This window comes from Lignipirellula cremea (genome assembly GCF_056501455.1).
The window spans coordinates 2,917,053-2,934,624 of the sequence record NZ_CM151415.1; the positions used below are offsets into that span (position 1 = coordinate 2,917,053).

The 17,572-nt window shown below is 66.6% G+C and carries 15 protein-coding genes; 11 read left to right on the forward strand and 4 right to left on the reverse strand.

The genetic code is table 11. The features are described from left to right. Positions 1-35 precede the first annotated feature (35 nt). The 6 genes from SH602x_RS11425 to SH602x_RS11450 all read left to right on the forward strand — a co-directional run bounded on the left by SH602x_RS11425 (position 36) and on the right by SH602x_RS11450 (position 5,277). On the forward strand, positions 36-1,463 hold the full coding sequence (locus SH602x_RS11425; protein WP_479476911.1) for a DUF1501 domain-containing protein: 1,428 nt from the start codon (positions 36-38) through the stop codon (positions 1,461-1,463). Between the two features lie 109 nt (positions 1,464-1,572). Continuing rightward, positions 1,573-2,235, forward strand: a complete 663-nt coding sequence (locus tag SH602x_RS11430) for a DOMON domain-containing protein (protein ID WP_479468315.1) — start codon at positions 1,573-1,575, stop codon at positions 2,233-2,235. 167 nt (positions 2,236-2,402) lie between these two features. Beyond that, positions 2,403-3,407, forward strand: coding sequence for a ketoacyl-ACP synthase III (locus SH602x_RS11435; protein ID WP_479476912.1), 1,005 nt, complete (start codon positions 2,403-2,405; stop codon positions 3,405-3,407). 82 nt (positions 3,408-3,489) lie between these two features. Further along, the gene (locus SH602x_RS11440; protein ID WP_479476913.1) at positions 3,490-4,041 is read left to right on the forward strand and encodes a YqgE/AlgH family protein; all 552 of its coding nucleotides are present in this window, start codon (positions 3,490-3,492) and stop codon (positions 4,039-4,041) included. Positions 4,042-4,119: 78 nt separating this feature from the next. Beyond that, the gene (locus SH602x_RS11445) at positions 4,120-4,815 is read left to right on the forward strand and encodes a hypothetical protein (RefSeq protein WP_479476914.1); all 696 of its coding nucleotides are present in this window, start codon (positions 4,120-4,122) and stop codon (positions 4,813-4,815) included. 192 nt (positions 4,816-5,007) lie between these two features. Beyond that, positions 5,008-5,277, forward strand: coding sequence for a hypothetical protein (locus SH602x_RS11450; RefSeq protein ID WP_479476915.1), 270 nt, complete (start codon positions 5,008-5,010; stop codon positions 5,275-5,277). Positions 5,278-5,309: 32 nt separating this feature from the next. Here the strand turns inward: SH602x_RS11450 and SH602x_RS11455 are convergent, their stop codons facing one another. Next, positions 5,310-6,629: a prepilin peptidase gene (locus SH602x_RS11455; RefSeq protein WP_479476916.1), complete on the reverse strand. Its 1,320-nt coding sequence runs from the start codon at positions 6,627-6,629 to the stop codon at positions 5,310-5,312. Between the two features lie 113 nt (positions 6,630-6,742). After that, complete coding sequence (locus tag SH602x_RS11460) at positions 6,743-7,321, reverse strand: hypothetical protein (protein ID WP_479476917.1); 579 nt, start codon at positions 7,319-7,321, stop codon at positions 6,743-6,745. Between the two features lie 369 nt (positions 7,322-7,690). On the opposite strand from SH602x_RS11460, the gene SH602x_RS11465 reads away from it, so the two are divergent. After that, positions 7,691-8,329, forward strand: coding sequence for a hypothetical protein (locus SH602x_RS11465; RefSeq protein ID WP_479476918.1), 639 nt, complete (start codon positions 7,691-7,693; stop codon positions 8,327-8,329). Between the two features lie 16 nt (positions 8,330-8,345). Here the strand turns inward: SH602x_RS11465 and panB are convergent, their stop codons facing one another. Continuing rightward, the gene (gene panB / locus SH602x_RS11470; protein ID WP_479476919.1) at positions 8,346-9,143 is read right to left on the reverse strand and encodes a 3-methyl-2-oxobutanoate hydroxymethyltransferase; all 798 of its coding nucleotides are present in this window, start codon (positions 9,141-9,143) and stop codon (positions 8,346-8,348) included. 325 nt (positions 9,144-9,468) lie between these two features. On the opposite strand from panB, the gene SH602x_RS11475 reads away from it, so the two are divergent. The 4 genes from SH602x_RS11475 (at position 9,469) to SH602x_RS11490 (ending at position 12,522) form a co-directional block, all read left to right on the forward strand. Further along, positions 9,469-10,413, forward strand: coding sequence for a hypothetical protein (locus tag SH602x_RS11475; protein ID WP_479476920.1), 945 nt, complete (start codon positions 9,469-9,471; stop codon positions 10,411-10,413). Beyond that, positions 10,410-11,462 carry a hypothetical protein gene (locus SH602x_RS11480; protein ID WP_479476921.1) on the forward strand — a complete coding sequence of 351 codons (1,053 nt, stop codon included), beginning with the start codon at positions 10,410-10,412 and terminating at the stop codon, positions 11,460-11,462. The genes SH602x_RS11475 and SH602x_RS11480 overlap by 4 nt, the downstream gene beginning before the upstream one ends. A 234-nt stretch (positions 11,463-11,696) precedes the next feature. Next, positions 11,697-12,083 carry a hypothetical protein gene (locus SH602x_RS11485; RefSeq protein WP_479476922.1) on the forward strand — a complete coding sequence of 129 codons (387 nt, stop codon included), beginning with the start codon at positions 11,697-11,699 and terminating at the stop codon, positions 12,081-12,083. Positions 12,084-12,324: 241 nt separating this feature from the next. Next, positions 12,325-12,522, forward strand: coding sequence for a Flp family type IVb pilin (locus SH602x_RS11490; RefSeq protein ID WP_479476923.1), 198 nt, complete (start codon positions 12,325-12,327; stop codon positions 12,520-12,522). A 109-nt stretch (positions 12,523-12,631) separates the two neighbouring features. Here the strand turns inward: SH602x_RS11490 and SH602x_RS11495 are convergent, their stop codons facing one another. Continuing rightward, positions 12,632-17,476 (reverse strand): outer membrane protein assembly factor BamB family protein, encoded by a 4,845-nt coding sequence (locus SH602x_RS11495; RefSeq protein ID WP_479476924.1) that lies wholly within the window; start codon positions 17,474-17,476, stop codon positions 12,632-12,634. Positions 17,477-17,572: the final 96 nt, after the last annotated feature.

The window sequence follows — 17,572 nt, forward strand, 5'->3', positions numbered from 1 at the left end:
GCTCTGCCGCAACGACGATCGCGGGAATCTGAATCATGAACCTGGACAGTCATCGCAATCCGATCCGCACGTCCCGCCGGGATATGTTGCAGAACGCCGGCGCGGGTTTCGGCGCGCTCGCGCTTTCAGGATTGCTCGGCGGATCGTCAGCGCGAGGAAACGAGAGCCCGGCGCCGCCGCTGGGGCAGCCGCATCATCCGCCGCGGGCGGACAGCGTGATCTTCCTCTTCATGGAGGGAGGTCCCAGTCACATCGACCTGTTCGATCCGAAGCCGGAGCTGCGCAAGCTCGCCGGACAGCAGCTTCCCGCCAGCTTCGGCAAGCCGATCACCGCGATGGGCGAGGCCGATTCGCCCCTGCTCGCCGACAAGCGAAAGTGGGCTCAGCACGGGCAGGGGGGGCTCTGGATCTCCGACTGGCTGCCCGAGCACGCCTCGATCGCGGACGACCTCACCGTCATCCGGTCCTGCTGGACCAACGGAATCAATCACTCGGGCGGCGTCTGTCAGATGAACACCGGCTCCGCGCGGGCCGGCAAGCCGTCGCTCGGATCCTGGATCTCGTACGGACTCGGGACCGAGAACGACGATCTGCCCGCGTTCGTGGTGATGGAGGACAGCCCCGGCAAGGTCGTCAACGGGCCGCGGAACTGGGGCACCGCCTTCATGCCGGCCGTGTATCAGGGCGTCGCCTTCGGAAACGGAGAGGCCCCGGTCCGGCATCTCGAAAACCCGAAGGGCGTCGACTCCGCACGGCAGCGGGCGAAGCTCGACCTGCTCTACGATCTGAACCAGGAGCATCGCCGCGGGCGGGAATCGTACGATCCGATCGAAGCGCGGATCGAAACGTTCGAGCTCGCCTATCGCATGCAGGCCGAAGCGCCCGAGGCGGTCGACCTGTCGCAGGAGACGCAGGAGACCAAGACGCTCTACGGCCTGGACGACGAGAAGACCCGTACCTTCGGATCGCAGTGCCTGCTCGCCCGGCGTCTGGTCGAGCGGGGCGTCCGGTTCGTGCAACTCTATCACGGCGCCGGATCGAAATGGGATGCCCACTCCGGCATCGAAGGGAACCACGCGGGCCTCTGCGCCGCGTCGGACAAGCCGGTCGTCGCGCTCGTCAAGGATCTCAAGCGGCGGGGACTGCTCGACCGGACGCTCGTCGTCTGGGGCGGCGAATTCGGTCGCACGCCGATGAGCGAGAAGGGGAACGGTCGCGACCACAACCCCTTCGGCTTCACCATGTGGATGGCGGGCGCGGGGCTCGCCGGGGGCCGGACGATCGGCTCGACCGACGAACTGGGCCTGCGGGCGGTCGACGAACCGCTGCATGTTCACGACCTGCACGCCACGATGCTGCACCTGCTCGGTCTCGACCGGCTCAAGCTGCAGTACGTCCATCAGGGACGCCCCGAACGCCCCACCCAGAACGAGGGCGCCGCCAGCAAGGCCATCCTCGGCTGAGTCGGTCTTGTCAGGCGCTCGCTTCGCGAAGGCCCGCGGGCGGTAGAATCAGCGTTCCGCTGTCGCTCCGTCGGTCGGCGAAGCGCTCCCCTCGTTTCGGCTACGCTTGATGTCCGAGTCGCTGCTGACGCCTGTCTTCCTGTTCCGTTTCGAAGCGCCCTGCTATCGCTACGACGGCGGCTGGGCGCGCGGGGGCGTCGATCTTTCGGAGGCGTACCGGCTTCCCGCGTTTCGCGAACTGGAGGGCAAACCCTCCTACGCCGACGTCCGAGCCGCCTGGAGCGCCGCCGGCTTCTGGTTCCGGGTGCAGATCGCCGGGAAGTCGCAGCTCGCCTGGTGTCGCAAGAACCGGATCGAGGACAGCGAGGGTCTGCAGATCTGGATCGACGTCCGCGATACGCAGGGCGTCCACCGTGCGGGCCGCTACGCCCATCGGTACGTCTTTCTTCCGTTCGGAGACGGTCCGCGATCGGAGGATCCCTGCTGCTCGATGCTGCCGATCAATCGAGCCCGGGAGAATCCGACGTTCGTCGAGCCTTCGCAGTTTCTCGTCCACAGCGAAAAGCGCCCCGACGGTTACGTGCTGCACGCCCACGTTCCGACGGCGACGATGACCGGTTTCGATCCGACGCAGTTTCCGCGGGTGGGTTTCAACTACGCGATTATGGATCGCGAGCACGGCTGGCAGACCTACGGCGTCGGGCCCGAATTCCCGATCACCGAGGATCCGAGTCTGTGGGGGAGCCTGGAACTTCGGAACGAACGGCCCTGACCTGGCGGCTTCCGGCTCGCCGGGCTGCCAGTTGCTGAATCTAAAGGCTTTGGCGCGTTCGGCTTCGGTTCTATCGCCCCCGTTTCGGTCGCATTGACCCCTCATCGGACCGCGTGTACCTTGGCGCTATCACGCACGGGTCGACCGTCAGGAAGGATGCTCTACACGTGAAATACGCCGCCGTCGGTCCGATCGCGATCCATCTGCCGGAGCGCGTGGAGACTAACGAGGATCTGCAAAAGGAGTTCCCCGACTGGGACGTATCCTTAATCGCCTCGAAAACCGGAATCTACGCCCGCCATATCGCGGCGGAAGGCGAAACGGCGGCTGACCTCGGCGTCGCGGCTTGCAAGAAGCTGTTCCGGGAGCATGACGTCGATCCGGCGTCGATCGACTTTCTGCTCTTCTGCACGCAGACGCCCGATTACCCGCTCCCGACGACTGCCTGCCTGATGCAGTCCCGCCTCGGCCTGGGGACGCACGCGGGAGCGCTCGACTTCAATCTGGGCTGTTCGGGGTACGTCTACGGCCTCGCGCTCGCCGACGGCCTGATTCGCTCGGGCAGCGTGAAGCGCGTGCTGCTGGTCACGTCGGAGACGTATTCGAAGTACATCGACTCGGGCGATCGGAGCCTGCGGACGATCTTCGGCGACGGCGCCGCGGCGACCCTGATCGACGCGAACGACGAACCGACCCTGTTCGGCTACCAGTACGGAACCGACGGAACCGGCGCCGACACGCTGATCGTCAACAAGCGCGGCGCCCGGCTCGCGAAGGACGCGATCAAGCCGCGGCATCGCCATCGCTGGGGCAGCGACCTATACATGGACGGGCCGAGCCTGATCAGCTTCACCGTCACGGCGGTGCCGAAGCTGATCGACGACATCCTCGCGGCGTCGGGCCGGACGGCCGATCAGATCCACTCCTACCTGCTGCATCAGGCGACGCTCAAGATGCTGCAACAGTTGCAGCAGCGACTGTCCCTCGACGAGCAGCGGATGCCGATCTACCTGGAACGGATCGGGAATACCGTCTCCTCCACGATTCCGATCCTGATTTCGCAGCTCCGTGCCGAGAATCGCTTGCCCCTGGGAAGCGAACACTTGATGATCGGTTTCGGAGTCGGCTGGTCCTGGGCCGGGTGCGTCTGGAAAGAAGTCTGGCGCGGCTGATTCGTCGGCCGCACCTGCCTCTCTCCAGAAGGTAACGCACGCCGCCGCTCCCTTCCGTTCGTGCGACCGGCTTGCAGCTCCGATGAAACCGTTCGAACCCTGCTTTCTCATCGCGTCGCCCGATCTGCGGGACGAGAACTTCGCGGAGACGGTGGTGTTCCTGATGGAACACAACAAGGAGGGGTCGTTCGGCCTGATCGTGAATCGGCCGACCCCCTACACCGTCGGCGACATCTGGAAGGAACTGACCCAAAAGGAATACCCGATCGAGGACCCGATCTATCTGGGCGGCCCGGTCGAGGGACCCTTGATGGCATTGCACGCTCGGCCCCTCCACTCCGAGCGCGAGATCCTTCCCGGCCTGTTCTGGACCACGCAGAAGCACGACCTCGAATCGCTGGTCGAAACGTACGAGCCGCCGCTGCTACTCTTCAACGGCTACTCCGGCTGGGGGACCGGCCAGCTCGATCACGAGGTCGCGCAGGGGAGCTGGCTGTTCGCTCCCGCGCAGAAGGATGTTCTGTTCGAGGCTAAGCGCGATCTCTGGAAGCGACTGATCGCCGGCGTGGGGGAGTCGTTCATGCGGAACCTGTCGCGAGTGCAGACGCTGCCGCACGATCCTTCGTCGAACTGACGCGGTGCAAGAAGACAGCGTTCGCGGCGAACCCGTAAGATGAAGGGGGTTGCCTCTCTGTCTCATGGATCGCCCGCGATGTCGATTCCTTGCCCGAAGTGCGGAACGCTGCTGCTCGGCAAGGTGAACCGCTGCTGGAAATGCGGGACGCCGCTCGAGGAGGCGGTCGCCGCGCCTGCGGAGAAGTACCCGACCATTCGTCCCGGGGCGCAGCTCGTTCAGCCGTCGCTTGCAACCGCGACGTACGGCGCCGAGGAGTCGCTCGCCGCCTTGCCCGTCGACGAAATGACGGGCGAAGGGGAAGGAGATTCGGCGCCCGCGGAAGCTCCTGCTGAACCGGACCGAGTCGGCTCCCCTTTCGCGGCGGGGCCCGCTCGAAAGGCGAACGCCGGCCGAAACGCTGCGAGCGAGTCGGGTTCGCCTTCCTTGGTTCCGGCTCCTGCGCGTCCGGTAGAGAATCCGAGCGCGACACTCGAGCGGGCGACGCGGCAGCAGATTTCCCGGGCGGGCGCCTACGGCGTCTGGGCGCTGGCGTCGCTGGCGCTGGCGGGAATGTTTTTCACGTCGATCGGCGCCGCCTGCGTCGCCTTTCTCGGTCTGACGTTCGGCCTGTGGGGGCTCTATTCCGATCGCAAGGCGCTGGCCCTCGGCGGCGCCGCGCTCTGTCTGGCCCTGTTTCTGTTCACCGGCTTCTTCGCCGCGACGGATCTCTACATCCACGCCTTCGGTCGTTCCCCCTGGACTCTGCCGCCCGCTCCTTCGGCCGGCCCGTAGATGTCCGTTCAGTAGACGCCGATCGCTCGTTAGGTTGAACCCGGAGGGACGCGGCGCCGATACTGGTCTGGAGCCGCGCCGTCCCATTGCGTACGATCCGCGGCGACTCGCTTAGGGGAAGGAATCCCGGCGAAGCGTATCCGTCCGCCTGCTGAATCGGCGTCGCGGACCGAGAGTCGAAGGAGCGATCCGATGCAATACAACTTCTTTCAGTGGCTGCGGGACGGCGTCCGACAATCCGTTCTGCTGGGCGTCTCCGACGCAGTCGAAGCGATCGGCGTTCCGCACGACGCTAACGAGTCGAACGAGAAGCTCCAGCGGACGCTCGGAATCTCGGCGCTCAACGAGAACGTCGCCCGACTGAGCGGCGAAGCGGCCTCGTCCGCGACCAAGCGCTCGACCGCCACGCCGCGACGCCTGGGCAAGTCGCTCAAGGATCTCGGGACGGTCAACCCGAGCTGAGTCGGTCGTGACTCACGCGTCCGGTCCGTGACTCACGCGTCTGCCCGCTCGTCGCGATCGACGCCTTCCAGGCCGAGAGCGTGGCGTTTGATGAGTCGCCAGACGAAGAGCATGGCGCCCATCAGGAGGACGCATGCGCCGACGGCCTGCGGGATGAAGACGCCCATCCGGAAGAGTTCGCGCGCCCACTCTTCCCAGATCGGGGCCCACCAGATGGCGGCGATCGCGGCGCCGAGGCTCAGGTAGGGGCCGAACGCGATGTCGTTGCGTCGCGTGATCGCGAACTGCACGACCGCGATCACGAGCGCCGCGAACGGAGCGAGGAAGAACGTCACCAGCGTCGGCTGCCACCCGAGCGCGGCGCCGATCATCGCCATCAGCGTGACGTCGCCGAAGCCCATCGCCTCCTTGCCGATCGCCGCGCTGGCGACGATGCGGATCGCCCAGATCAATCCGCCGCCGAACGCCAGGCCGAGCAGCGACGTGAGCAGTCCCTGCCAGGCCGTGCCGCCTCGCCAGTAGACGCCGACGATCGCCGCGCTGCCGACGATCAGAACGCCCAGGCAAATGAACGTCAGCGGTCGCGTCCCGTCCCGCAGCGGCGCCGCGAAGAACCACCGCAACGCACGCCCCGGGTTTCGGCGGAGCGTGCGAAACAGAACCGCAGGACGCAGCCAAGGAATCAGCGCCAGGCACCAGATGCCGAACGCGGCCAGCGCGTACCCGAGTCCCCACCCGCTTTCGAAGCTCGACGGCCAGTTCAGCGGTCGCGACGCGAAGAGGGGCGCGGCATCGACGCCGCCGACGCCGGTCAGCGTCGCGATCGGCGCATGCACGTAGACGAACGGCGACAGCGCGAGGGCGATCAGCGTTCCGAAGACCGTGATCTGGTCCGGAATGATCTGCTCGTCGAAATCGATGAAGGTCGCCGCGCAAAGCGCCGCCAGCAGACCCGCATGAAACGCGAACAGCGTCAGCGCCCAGGGGAGCAGCGCCTCCGCCAGAGGTAGCAGCCTCTCGGGGAACGCGTGCCCCTGCTCGACGTAGCGCCAGAAGAGCCACGGGAGCGCGAGCGCCCACGCGATCTCGATCAGCGCAGGGCGAATCCAGAATCGGGCGCCGTGCTGCGACGCCTCGCGACGAAGACTCCACCAGCCGAGGATCGGCACGAAGTCCGCCGACCGTCGATCCGGAACGCCGTTCTCGCGACTCGCCCAGGGGCCGATGCGACGGCGCCGGTCGTCCCACGCGAAGCCGTAGACCGCCGCGTTGACCAGACTGCCGACGACCGCCCCCAGCAGCGCGAGCGCCGCAAGCTGAAGGGGAAGCGGAAGATCCAGCAGAAAGAACAAAGGGCGGACTGCGAATTCGGAAAGAGTCGCTTGCCGGAGGCGATCGGCGGCGCCGCAGAATCGAAGCGAAGGCGCCGATCCTGTCGCAGCCAGCGTAGTGAATCCGCCGACGATCAGAACGCGTTCGACGTCCGGATTTTTCGAATGTTCCCCATCGGACGCAATCGGCGTCCGCTCGTCTCGCTCTCGACGACGACCGGTCGACTCGCGAAGAGCGACGTCTGCGGGGCGTCCACGCGGATCGAGTCGCCGTTCTCGCGAAGCGTCACGAACTCCTGTGACATTCGCGCGCCGGCCATGCCGAACGCGGTCGGTCGTCGCTTCCCGGCGAGCAGCGCTTCCGAAAGATCGGAGGTTCGGAACGGAGTGGAGAAGTCCGCGACGACGCGGATAGCGCCCGGCGCCGTTTCGTCCAGCAGCGCGTTCAGCCGGTCGAGTCCCCGCTGGCCTCGCTCGTTCCAGACGCGAACCTGCGGCCAGCGACGCATCGCCTCGACTGCCGCGTCGTAGCGGGAGAAGGGCCGGTCGGCCGCCGCCATCGGGACGAGCCACAGGCGAAAGCGGGGCGATGCCTCGGCCAGCATCTCCAGCGCGGTTTCCCAGCGCGCGGCGTCGAAGCGGGCGTCGTCCGTCCAGGGAACGACGCACTCGACGGCCGGCGCCGCGGCTCGGGCGTACAAAGGGCGACTCATGCAGGAGCTTTCGTCGATACGTGCGGAGACGTTCGGAATCGCCTTCGCGCTTCCGAACCGAACCAGGCGCCGAGGGAGGACGCGGCGAAGTCAGTGGGGAGGACTTCGCCGGCTCGAGACCCAGGGCCCGAAGACGTGCAACATCGTCACGAGACGCGCAACGACGTCGCTTGCGACAACGTGCAGATCGGCCTGCCGCGTCGCGGCGCTTCAGCCTCCGCGGAAGTCATGCGACTGCGCCGCCTGTTCGGATCGCGACGGATCGCAGGGATGAATCGACGACGCGCATTCGGTTTGCCTGATCGAGCCCCGGGCGCTTCAATGAACGGGTCGGGGTCGCAGGGAGAGGTCAGGAGAGGACGGATCGTCATGCTCGTTCGTCAGGTCGCCCAGTTCGTCGTCGCGTCGTCGCTCCTCGCGTCAGGAGTCGCATCAGTCGCCACGGCGCAGGTCGTGCAGTTGCCTAGCTACAACTTCACGACCGTCGGAACCACCGTCTCCGTCCCTGACGGAGGGGCCGCCTATCTGGGCGGCATCTACCGGTCGTCGGAGGGCTCGACGACCCGGGGCGTCCCGCTGGTTCCGTTCAAGAACCGCGCGATCAGTCGGTCCGTCGGCGCTTCGACGATGAGCGTGCATGCGACCATCATCGACCACGCGGCGATGGACGAAGCCCTGCTGGCGGAGGCCGCGGCCAGGCGTGCGGCCTCCCCCTACGGACCTTATCGCGTCGACCCCGTCGTCGCCGCCGAAGCGTCCTTTCTGGATGCGCACGTCGGAAGAGCCCCGGGCGTCGCGAGTCGCGCTGCCGACCCCTCCAGCGTGAAAGCACGTGCCGGGGCTTCGCCTCTGACGCCAGCCGCTCCTCACGCCGCAGCGACCGTGCATGCGTCAGCCGCTCAGTCAAGCGACGCGGCAGCTGATCTCGCCGACCGACTATTCAAGTCGGAGGTGCAGTTGGGCCAGGGAACGAGCGAGGAAGCGACCCAGCCGGCGATTCAGCCGTAGGACGGAACGCCGATCGTCACTCGTACGAGTGTTCGGCGTCCGGGTAGGCGCCTCGTCGAACTTCGTCGCAGTAGGCTGCGGTCGCGTCGCGAATGGCCGTCCGGAGGTCGGCGTACTTCTTCACGAACTTCGGCGTCCGCCCGGCGGTCAGCCCGACGAAGTCGTGAAAGACGAGCACCTGCCCGTCGCAATGGGGCCCGGCGCCGATGCCGATCGTGGGAATCGCGAGTTGCGACGTCGTTTCTCGAGCGATCTCCGACGAGACGCATTCCAGCACGATCGAAAAGGCGCCCGCCTGCTCCGCCGCTTTGGCGTCTTCGACGATGTCGTGCGTTCGCTGCACGCGGTAGGAGCCCAGCGAGCGAATGCTCTGCGGCTTCAGGCCGACATGCGCCATGACCGGGATGCCGGCGCCGACGAGGGCCTCGATCGTCTCCATCTGTCGCGGCCCGCTTTCGAGCTTCACCGCGTCGCAGCCCGTCTCTTTCAGGAAGCGGACCGAAGTTTCGATCGCCTGGGCCGGCCCCTGCTGATACGACCCGAAGGGAAGGTCCCCGATCACGAGCGCCCGCTGCGCTCCCCGGCGGACCATCTCCGTGTGGTAAAGCATCTGCTCGACCGTCACCGGAAGGGTCGTTTCGTGGCCCTGCACGACGACCGCCAGACTGTCCCCGACGAGGAGCACGTCGACGCCCGCTTCGTCGGCGATCTGGGCCGTCGGGAAGTCGTAGGCGGTCGCGACGACGATCTTCCGCCCCTCGCGCTTCATGACCTCCAGTTGCGGAACGGTGACGCGAGCGACAGGCGAAGTCATATCGAATCGTGCTGATTGGTTCGGGCGGGCGGAGGAAGCTGGCCCGGTGGACGAGGTTCAGGCTACTTGCCGTGGGACAGGTCTGACAGCCCGGACGCGCCGCCGCGGGGGCAGGTTCGGCATCGACAGCCCCCTTTGCGCGAGCGTTTCGCGTGGATGTTCGGATGGGTCCGTCTGGATCGAAAGGCGGATTCCGCTGGTAACGCCGATTCGCGGGCGGTTATATATTAGGTAAAGGGCGACGCGCGGTGCGCGTCGTGGAACCTTCCCTCCTCTCGGTTCGGGCTTCCAGCCTGCCTGCCCGCCTTCGTAGGAATACGAGAAGATGCTAGCCCGCCTTACATTCTCGCCGCGCGTCCTGACGGCCCTCGTGATCGCCGCAACGGCTGCGTTCGTCGCCTCTTCCGCTCAGGCGCAAAACGACAGGGAAGAACTGGCGACGATCGGTCGCGTGATGGGGATGCAGGGCAACATGCTGCAGGTCGAGGCCCGCGACGGCGTCGTGTGGCTGGTGCAACTGCCCGACCGGATGCGGAACGTCACTTACCGAAACACGGCCGGCGCCAAGTTCCTCGGCCCCGGCGTCTTCGTCAACTTCACCGGAAAGTTCGACAAGCGCGGCAAGATGGAGGGTTCCGTCTCCACGCTGAAGGTCTTCACGCCGCAATCGCCCGATCAACTGGGCGTGTTTCCGGACGCACTCGGCGGAGTCGGGACCGGATTCGTCGCGACTCCCGGTCAACCGCAGCCCAATCAACCGCAATCCGGCCGACCCCAGGCGGGCGCCGGCGATGACGCCGCGAAGTCGTACCAGGTGAGCGGTCGCGTCGCGAAGATCGCACGGAACGGCGACATGACGCTGCTCGCGGGCCAGACTTCGGTCACCGTGCCGATCGATCCCCAGGTTCAAATCGAGGTCGAAGTCGGAACGCTCGACTGGATGCGGCCCGGAGACACGATCAACCTCGACGCGTGGTACTATCCGCAGCGCGTCGGCCAGGCGATGGCGCAGCGGGTCGAAGTGACGGGCGCTCAGCCGCTCGGGGTCGACCCGGTCGCAGGCGCTCCGGCGCCCAAGGGTCCGGATCGACCGGCCTTCACGCCGGGGTTCCCTCCCAACACGACGCCCCAGCCCGGGACGATCCTGCCGAACCCGCCGCAGCCGGGAGCTCCCGTTCCGGGAACGCCTCCGCAGCCGGGAACCATTCTTCCCAATCCGCCCCAGCCGGGAGCTCCCCAGCCTGAGGCTTCTCCGTTCGACCTGAAATGACGTTCGACTCAGCGCCCGCCGGCGCCGCTTCGGCAGTTCCATCCGCGGGCGAAGCGTCTGCGACGCGTCGCTTGCCAGGCAGGGCGGCGACGTCGCTGCTGACGGGAGCGGCGTTCCTCGCCGCGGCGATCGGTTTCTCGCCGACGGCATCGGCGCAGGTCGGTCCGGCCCCGGGCGTCGCCGTCCAGGTCGAAAAGTATTCGGGCGCAGGCGTGGTAGTGGACGCTGCCGGCATGCAGTTCCGCTTCCAGGACGACGCCGGACAGGAATACGCGGTCAGCGCCTCGCCCGAACGCGTTTTCGGCGGAATGCGTTACGGGCAGATCGATCCGCTGGAAGTGCGGATCCGCGGGACGTTCGATGGGGATCGGCTGGAGCCTGGCATGGTCGTCGCGTTCCACGCGATGATGTCCGGCCGACGCGTCGTGGAACCGGTGGAGCGGCTCACGGTCATCACTCCCGGCCCTAACCGTCCGCTCGGTATTCACGATCCTGAGGCGCTGACCGACGGCGCCATCTTCGGGCTCTTTCTCGGCAAACCGCTGAGGGTTGTAGCGACCGACGACGCCGAAAGCGGTAAAGGCTCCGCCGCCCGGGGAAGAAACGACCGCGACGCTCCCTCGCCTAAAGTGGTGATCGGCCAGGTGACGAAGGCGACGGGGCTCGACCGCTTCACGGTCGCAGCCGGCGAGAAGATCGACGTCGGCGCATCGCTTCAGGAGGGCGCTCTGCTGTTCGTCGATTCGGCGTCGATCGCTCATCTGACTGCGGGCGATCCGGTGAAGTTGGAGGGCGCCAAAGTCGCCGATGGTGCCCTGTTCGCGGTGAAGGTCGACGTCGAGCGGGCCGTCCCGCCCGAACTTCTCGCGCGACCAGAAGAGGAAAAGACGGAAGCGGAGACGGCCGGCGAGCCTGCGACGCCCGTCGCTTCGACCCCGGCGACTCCCGCCGGATCGGGTTCAGGCGTCAAACCGCCGGCATCAGGCGTCAAACCGGCAGAATCCGGGGCGACTCCTGCCGTGCGGGGTCGAATCGTCGAAGTGAACTGAGCGACGGTCCGAAAAGTCGGCAGCGTGCCTCCTTCAGGGCGCACGACGTCGCCGCCGGAGCCGGGATCGGAAAAGTCTGCTGCCCTGGGGGCCGATAAGCGAAGAAGGCCCGCTCATGCGCGTCGCGGTCGCTCGGGGCGTTTCCGGCGATCTGAAGCGCCGCGAAACCGCCCCTGCGGAGACGCGATCCGGGAGCGGCGACTCGACGAACCCCGTCAGGGAAAGGACGAAAACATGGCACGCGCACGCTGCGCAGCGATCGTGGGAGGCGCTTTTCTCCTCGCGGGCGGCATAGGTTTCGCCGTTTCGGTCGCCGCCGAGGATGCCCCGAAGAGCGAGATCAAGTACTCGCTCGAAGACGTGATGAAGCAGGGGATGAAAGGGGGCCTCGTCGCGAAAGTCGCCGCCGGGCAGGCCTCGAAGGAGGAGAAGGAGACGCTTCTGCACATGGTTCAGGACATGGCCAGGCAGGAGCCGCACAAGGGCGACGCCGAAAGCTGGAAGACGCTGAACGCGGAACTGGTCGCGGCCGCGGAAGAAGCCGTCGCCGGGAAGCCGACCGCGGGATCGCGACTGAAGCAGGCGGCGAACTGCAAGGGATGCCACGACCTGCATAAGTGATCGCGGACCGAGCGACCCGGAAAAGAGGACGGGTCGTAACGTCTATGCGGAAAAATCCCGCTTCGCAGGCGGACTCGTTTCCGAAGCATGCCGGATCGCGCGGCCGCTGGTTTGCCGCACGCGGCGCCGCGTCGTACGCTTGCGGTGCAGGCGCCCCGAACGTCTGCCGCGATTCGTCTAGCGATTCGCGACGTCGAATGCCCGCGTTCGCCGGCGAACGCATCTCTCCGGAAGCGCCGTCATGTCTCTTCGTCAGTTCTCCAGCCGGATCCGCCGCTTCGTCGTCGCGTCCGACGGCCCGACCGCGGTGGAGTACGCGGTGATGCTCGCCGCGATCCTGCTGGTGGCGCTCGCCGCGATCGGCACTCTGGGAACCGCGGTCGGCGACAGCTTCGGCGACTCGAACGCCAAGATCGCCCCGCACATGACGGGTAGCTGATCCGCTGCGAACCGTACTCGTTCGCCTGTTCAGACGACGCGACTTCTCCCGACGACCACCGCGAGTCGTCGGGGCCTGTGCGCAAAGCCGCTCTTTGCGGACAGGCGCTTTAGTTCGCTGCCGGCAAAGCCGCCGGCGCGACGACTCGCGCCCGAATGCGGGGCACGAGGTTCTCACCGAGCTGGCGTGCCTGCCGCATCGCTTCGGCTTCGATGATCGAGCCCAGTTCGACTTCCTTCTGCGGATGCCGCAGGGAGAACTCGCCGATCCGCGCGGGAGGCGCGGGAGGCCGATCCTCCTCCGTGAATCGCATTTCGAACGTCTTGCTGGGCAGGCGGAGCGTGCCCCGCTGTTCGCCCGGCTTCGCCTCGACTTCGTAGAAGTTCGTCGACGACGCGATCGCCTCGTCGAGGATCGTCCGTCCGTCGCCGCGGTCGATGACGATCGCCTCGGTCGTGATTCGGCGAGGGCCCTTCGAGACGCTCGGAGTGATCTGACGCATGAAGATCAGGAACGGGAGCCCCTGCGGCTGATCCAGCGGAAAGCCGAACTGGTTGACGTGCGCTGCCGTCGGCCAGCGTAGATCGCCGGTCTTCGCGTCGAGCGAATAGACGTAGGCGTTCATCAGCGGCGCTTCGGAGCCCGCCGGCGCCGACATCACGTTGGCGTTCGGTTCCGGTTCGGTCACGGGAACGTTCGCGATGACGATGCGATCCGTTTCCCCCGCCAGGACGTAGACCCCCAGGAGCGAACGCTGCGGATCGAGTTCGCGATCGAGCAGCGGAGCCCCGGCGAGCAGGTCGATCGTCCGGAACCGTCCCTTCGGTTCGTAGATGGCCAGTTCGGTTTCGCTGACCAGCGAGGCCCGCGTGCCGGTTTCGAACGTCTGACGCCAGAGTTCCTTGTCGACCCATCGGCGGTCATCCCCTTCGCCCTCGAACCCGCCGCCCAGCAGGATGAAGGTCTGATCGGCGCCGCGGCGTTCCTCCCAGGCCAGAACGTTCGTGCCGACAGTGACGAAGCGGCGCGACTCCGGCGGAAGAGGCCGCTCGCCGACGACTTCGCCGTCGAAGACGCGGATGATCGTGGCGACGTCGGAACCGGGCGGCGTGACGAAGACGTACTCCGCATCGCCGAACATCGTCGAACCCTCGACCATGTCGCTCCGGCGCCAGTGGGCCTGACCGTTGAGCGGGTCCACGCAGATCAGTTCCTTCAGCCGCAGATAGCAGGCGCCGTTCGGTCCGATGTCCGACACGCTGCCCATGCGACGCCCCTTCACGTCGGTCGCCGCCACTACGTCCGGCCCCCACGGCGTGTCTTCGGAATCGGGCTGAACCTTGAAGGCCTGATTCGGGGGAACGCCCGGCTGGGGCGAGGTGAACTCGTCCCGCCAGAGCACGAGCTGGCTGTTCGACGCGTCCGCCTCCAGCAGGTTACAGCCGACCAACTCGAATCCGTGCGAGAAGAGCGCCAGATGCTCGCGGGAGAAGGTCCGCAGGAAGTCGAAGTTGCCGGAGTAGAAGTTGGCGTTGTCCGTTCGTTGCAGTCCGACCCGCAGGCGAACGGCGCCGAAGGCGTCGCGAAGGGCGAGCGATCGCGAATGCTGTTCGTAGAGAAACTGCGACCTTGGGTCGAGGAACTCCCCGCGGCGGGAACCTTCCAGAACGTATTCCCGCTTGTACTGATTGACGCCCTCGTCGCCCGTGCCGGACGCTTCCACTGCGACCTCGCCGTCGTTCCAGCGAACGCCGTAGGCCCACCGCATCGGTTCATGCGCTTCCAGCCACGCGGCGTAAACTTCGGCGCCGGTCTTGCCGTCGACGACAGGCTGTTCGGCGAACTCTTCGCGAATCGCTTCGGCCAGGAGCCGGGCTTCGTCGAAGCGACCGACGGAGATCAGCAGCTCCGTCTCACGGGCGAGAGCGAACTTCCTCGCTTCGGCGTCGCCGGAGGAAGCCAGATCGGACAGGATCTGCTCCGCTTCGAGCAGCTCGCCGCTCTCGATCAGTCGTACGCTGAGCGCTTCGCGGACCGGCTGAACGGTCGCCGTCAGGAAAGAGAAGAACCGCAGGAACTGTCGGAGCGAATCGGGATCCTTCGCTTCCAGCACCGCGACGCGGCGCGCTTCGATCTTCTCCCGCATCCAGTCCTGCTCGGCGGGCTCGGCCTGTTCGTAGGACGTCCGCAGGCGCGAAGCCACCCAGCGGTCGCGGCTCATCTTCAGTTTGGAATCGACCACGTCGAGCTCCTCGGCAGGGCGCCCGAAGAGACGGAATTCGGTCGTCGGCTGAAGCTCGGCGATCTGCATCAGACGATCGAACGCCTCCCGGCGGCGACCCGTCTCCAGGTAGCCCTGCGCCATAGAGCGCAGGAACGTCGCGCGATGATCTTCGCGTTCGACGAGCGGTTCGAGTTCTTTGGCCATCTCCTCCGTACCGGCGAAATCGGTTTGGAGCGCCGAAAGGAGCGCCTGGACCAGCAGATCGCGAGTCGCTTCCGAGGCCTTCTTTTCGAACGCCTTCCGCAAGCTTCGCAGGGCTTCGTCCTGGTCTCCGTCCCGCAGCAGCATTTCCCCGTGACGTTCCAGGGCCCAGACGTCTTCGGGATCGGCCTTGAGTCGGCGGTCGATCTCCTCGCGCAGCGGCTCGTCCTGATAGAACGCGGTCAACCCGTCGAGCGAGTGCGAGACGATCTGGTCGCGGTAGCAGATCAGGTTGCCGAGCTTGGCGCCCGTCTTGGCGGTGGCGTCGATGCGTCCTTCGACCAGATGAATGCGACGGATCGTCGAGTCGTCGCAAGGGAGGAAGTAGTAGACGTCGGAGAGGAAGCCCTGACCGCTCGGCATCGCGCCGTCGGGGAGCGTCACGTCCCACACCGACTTGCCGTCGGTGGTGCGAACGGCGGAGACGCCGTTTCGTTTGACGATGACCAGCTTGTCTTCGTAGACGCCGCCCAGGTAGAGCCCGTCGCCTCGCGGTTGAGGCGGAAAGGCCGGCTCGCCCGTCAGCAGGTCGAGCGCGAAGAGATAATCCGATTCGACCGGCGTGGCGAACGCTTTGCCGTCCGCCACGAGAACGGTGGAATCGTTCCAGCGGCTGCCGACTTCTCGCGGCGCGTCCATGTTCTGCGGATAACCGTACTGCGACGGCGAAGCGATCGAACGGTACTGGTATCCCCACAGAAGCGACCGGGTCGAGAGATCGACCGCCACGACGGCGCCTGCCGACGTGGGGCAGAGCAGGACGCCGTCCGAGAACGAAGGGGTCGCTCCGGCGAGTCGTCGCTGCTTATCGTCGGCGATGGGCGACGCTTCGACCTGCGCGATCTGCTGGCTCCAGAGCAGCTTGCCGGAGCGCGACTCGAGCGCGTACAGCCGAATCTCGTTCTTGGCTTCGCCGAGTATGTAAAGCTGTCCCTGCAGCGGGAGGGGCGGACCGAGGAAGAAGACGCCCGCGAGCGCCTTTTCGTCTTCGCCGTTCTCTCCGCCGACGATCCAGGTGAGTTTGCCCTCTCGCTTCAGATCGAGGGCGACGAGCTTGTTCTTGTTGCCCGCGATGCCGGGGTTGTCGAAGCCGCGTCCGCCGAACCCGATGATGACGCGTCCGCCCATCATGCCTGAGTCGGAGGCGAAGCCGACCTCGTCCAGCATGTAGACGAACTCTCCGTCGCAGGCGACCTGGCCGAAGGTGTTGTCTTCCAGCAGGCGCTGCTTGAGCCGTTCTTCCGGCGTCGTCGGCTGCCCCCCCACCGCGGCGGCCTGCCGCGCGAGCGCGTCGTCGAAGCGCTCTTCGTTGGTCGAGTACCAGGGGAACTCCCAGATCCGCTTGCCCGTCTCGAAGTCGACCCCCATCACGCGATAGGGAGTCCGCATGATGATGCAGCCGTCGACGGCGAGGGGCTGAACCGTCGGGACCGCGGGCGCTCCCTGGTTCTTCAGCGACTGCTCGATCATCTGCACCGTCGCTTCGTCGCCCGGTTCGTTGACGGTCGGGACCTTCCAGCGAAAGCTGAACAGGGGCATCGCGCCGGAAGCGGCAGCGTTCCGCGAGGGCGACCCGCGGAAGAGGGCCCACTCCGCCTGGAGCATGCCGCTTTCGAGCATTCCGGCGCCGAGCGCGTCCTCCAGCCACTTCACCGCAGCTTTGCGCGCGGCGACCTTGTCGGTCGACGCGGCGAAGATCCGCACCGGCTCGCCCGCGATGCGAATCGACGCAGCGGGATTCTCCTGCTGAAGTTCGACGAGCACGTCTGCGGCTCGTCGTGAATCGCCGGCCAGGTACCACGCGGCCGCGAGCTGGATCGGCAGGTCGATGCCGAAGCGAGCGCGGGCTTCGGGCTGGACGATCAGACGCTGATAGCAGAGAGCGGCCGCGAACGGACGCCCCTGATCCATCTGAACGCGTCCGAGCAGGGCCGCGGCTTCGTATCCCGCCGCGGTGTGAAAGTACATGCGCGTCGCTTCGCTGAGCTTATCGACGTCTCCCCCTTCGACCGCGTCTTCGAGCAGTCGCCGCGCGTCGGCGCCGTAGCGCAGTTCGTAGGCGTCGCGTCCCGCCTTCGGCATGGCGCCGAGCAGGCGCTGGGCCTCGACCTTGACGCTGGTCCGGGCGCCTTCTTCGCCGAGCCTGCCGACGAAGTAATCTTCCGCGTCGCCGCCCGTCAGCAGTTCGCCCAGTTCGATCACCGCTTCGCTGTAGGCGCCGTCGGCGATGGCCGTGCGTGCCCGTTCGAGCTTCTGCAGCAGTTCCCGCGGGGCAGGGAGAAAGACGTCGTCGAACTCCTCCGTCGTGCCGTCGCCGGCCTGTGCGCCGGGCGCTCGGAACTGGCCCAGCGCCTGTGCGGAGAACCGCATCGGCAGGAGCAGCCCGATGAAAACGAGGACGAGACCCGCGAACGCGAGCCGGCAGCGAAACGCCGTCCTGACGGACGACGGGCGGCGCAAGCCGAGCATAGTGAATCCTTCAGGTTCGCGAAGGGCCGGCGCAACATGACCATCGGCGCCGGCTTCAAGCGTACGTGCCGCGAGCGGGACGTCAGTTCATTTTAG

Bases quoted from the DNA above. Each gene is read 5' to 3' on its own strand.
- panB (WP_479476919.1), bottom strand. From the start codon at position 9,143: ATGACTTCGCCTGTCGCTCGCGTCACCGTTCCGCAACTGGAGGTCATG.
- SH602x_RS11495 (WP_479476924.1), bottom strand. From the start codon at position 17,476: ATGCTCGGCTTGCGCCGCCCGTCGTCCGTCAGGACGGCGTTTCGCTGC.
- SH602x_RS11485 (WP_479476922.1), top strand. From the start codon at position 11,697: ATGGCACGCGCACGCTGCGCAGCGATCGTGGGAGGCGCTTTTCTCCTC.
- SH602x_RS11450 (WP_479476915.1), top strand. From the start codon at position 5,008: ATGCAATACAACTTCTTTCAGTGGCTGCGGGACGGCGTCCGACAATCC.
- SH602x_RS11480 (WP_479476921.1), top strand. From the start codon at position 10,410: ATGACGTTCGACTCAGCGCCCGCCGGCGCCGCTTCGGCAGTTCCATCC.
- SH602x_RS11440 (WP_479476913.1), top strand. From the start codon at position 3,490: ATGAAACCGTTCGAACCCTGCTTTCTCATCGCGTCGCCCGATCTGCGG.
- SH602x_RS11425 (WP_479476911.1), top strand. From the start codon at position 36: ATGAACCTGGACAGTCATCGCAATCCGATCCGCACGTCCCGCCGGGAT.
- SH602x_RS11475 (WP_479476920.1), top strand. From the start codon at position 9,469: ATGCTAGCCCGCCTTACATTCTCGCCGCGCGTCCTGACGGCCCTCGTG.
- SH602x_RS11460 (WP_479476917.1), bottom strand. From the start codon at position 7,321: ATGAGTCGCCCTTTGTACGCCCGAGCCGCGGCGCCGGCCGTCGAGTGC.
- SH602x_RS11445 (WP_479476914.1), top strand. From the start codon at position 4,120: ATGTCGATTCCTTGCCCGAAGTGCGGAACGCTGCTGCTCGGCAAGGTG.
- SH602x_RS11465 (WP_479476918.1), top strand. From the start codon at position 7,691: ATGCTCGTTCGTCAGGTCGCCCAGTTCGTCGTCGCGTCGTCGCTCCTC.
- SH602x_RS11430 (WP_479468315.1), top strand. From the start codon at position 1,573: ATGTCCGAGTCGCTGCTGACGCCTGTCTTCCTGTTCCGTTTCGAAGCG.
- SH602x_RS11490 (WP_479476923.1), top strand. From the start codon at position 12,325: ATGTCTCTTCGTCAGTTCTCCAGCCGGATCCGCCGCTTCGTCGTCGCG.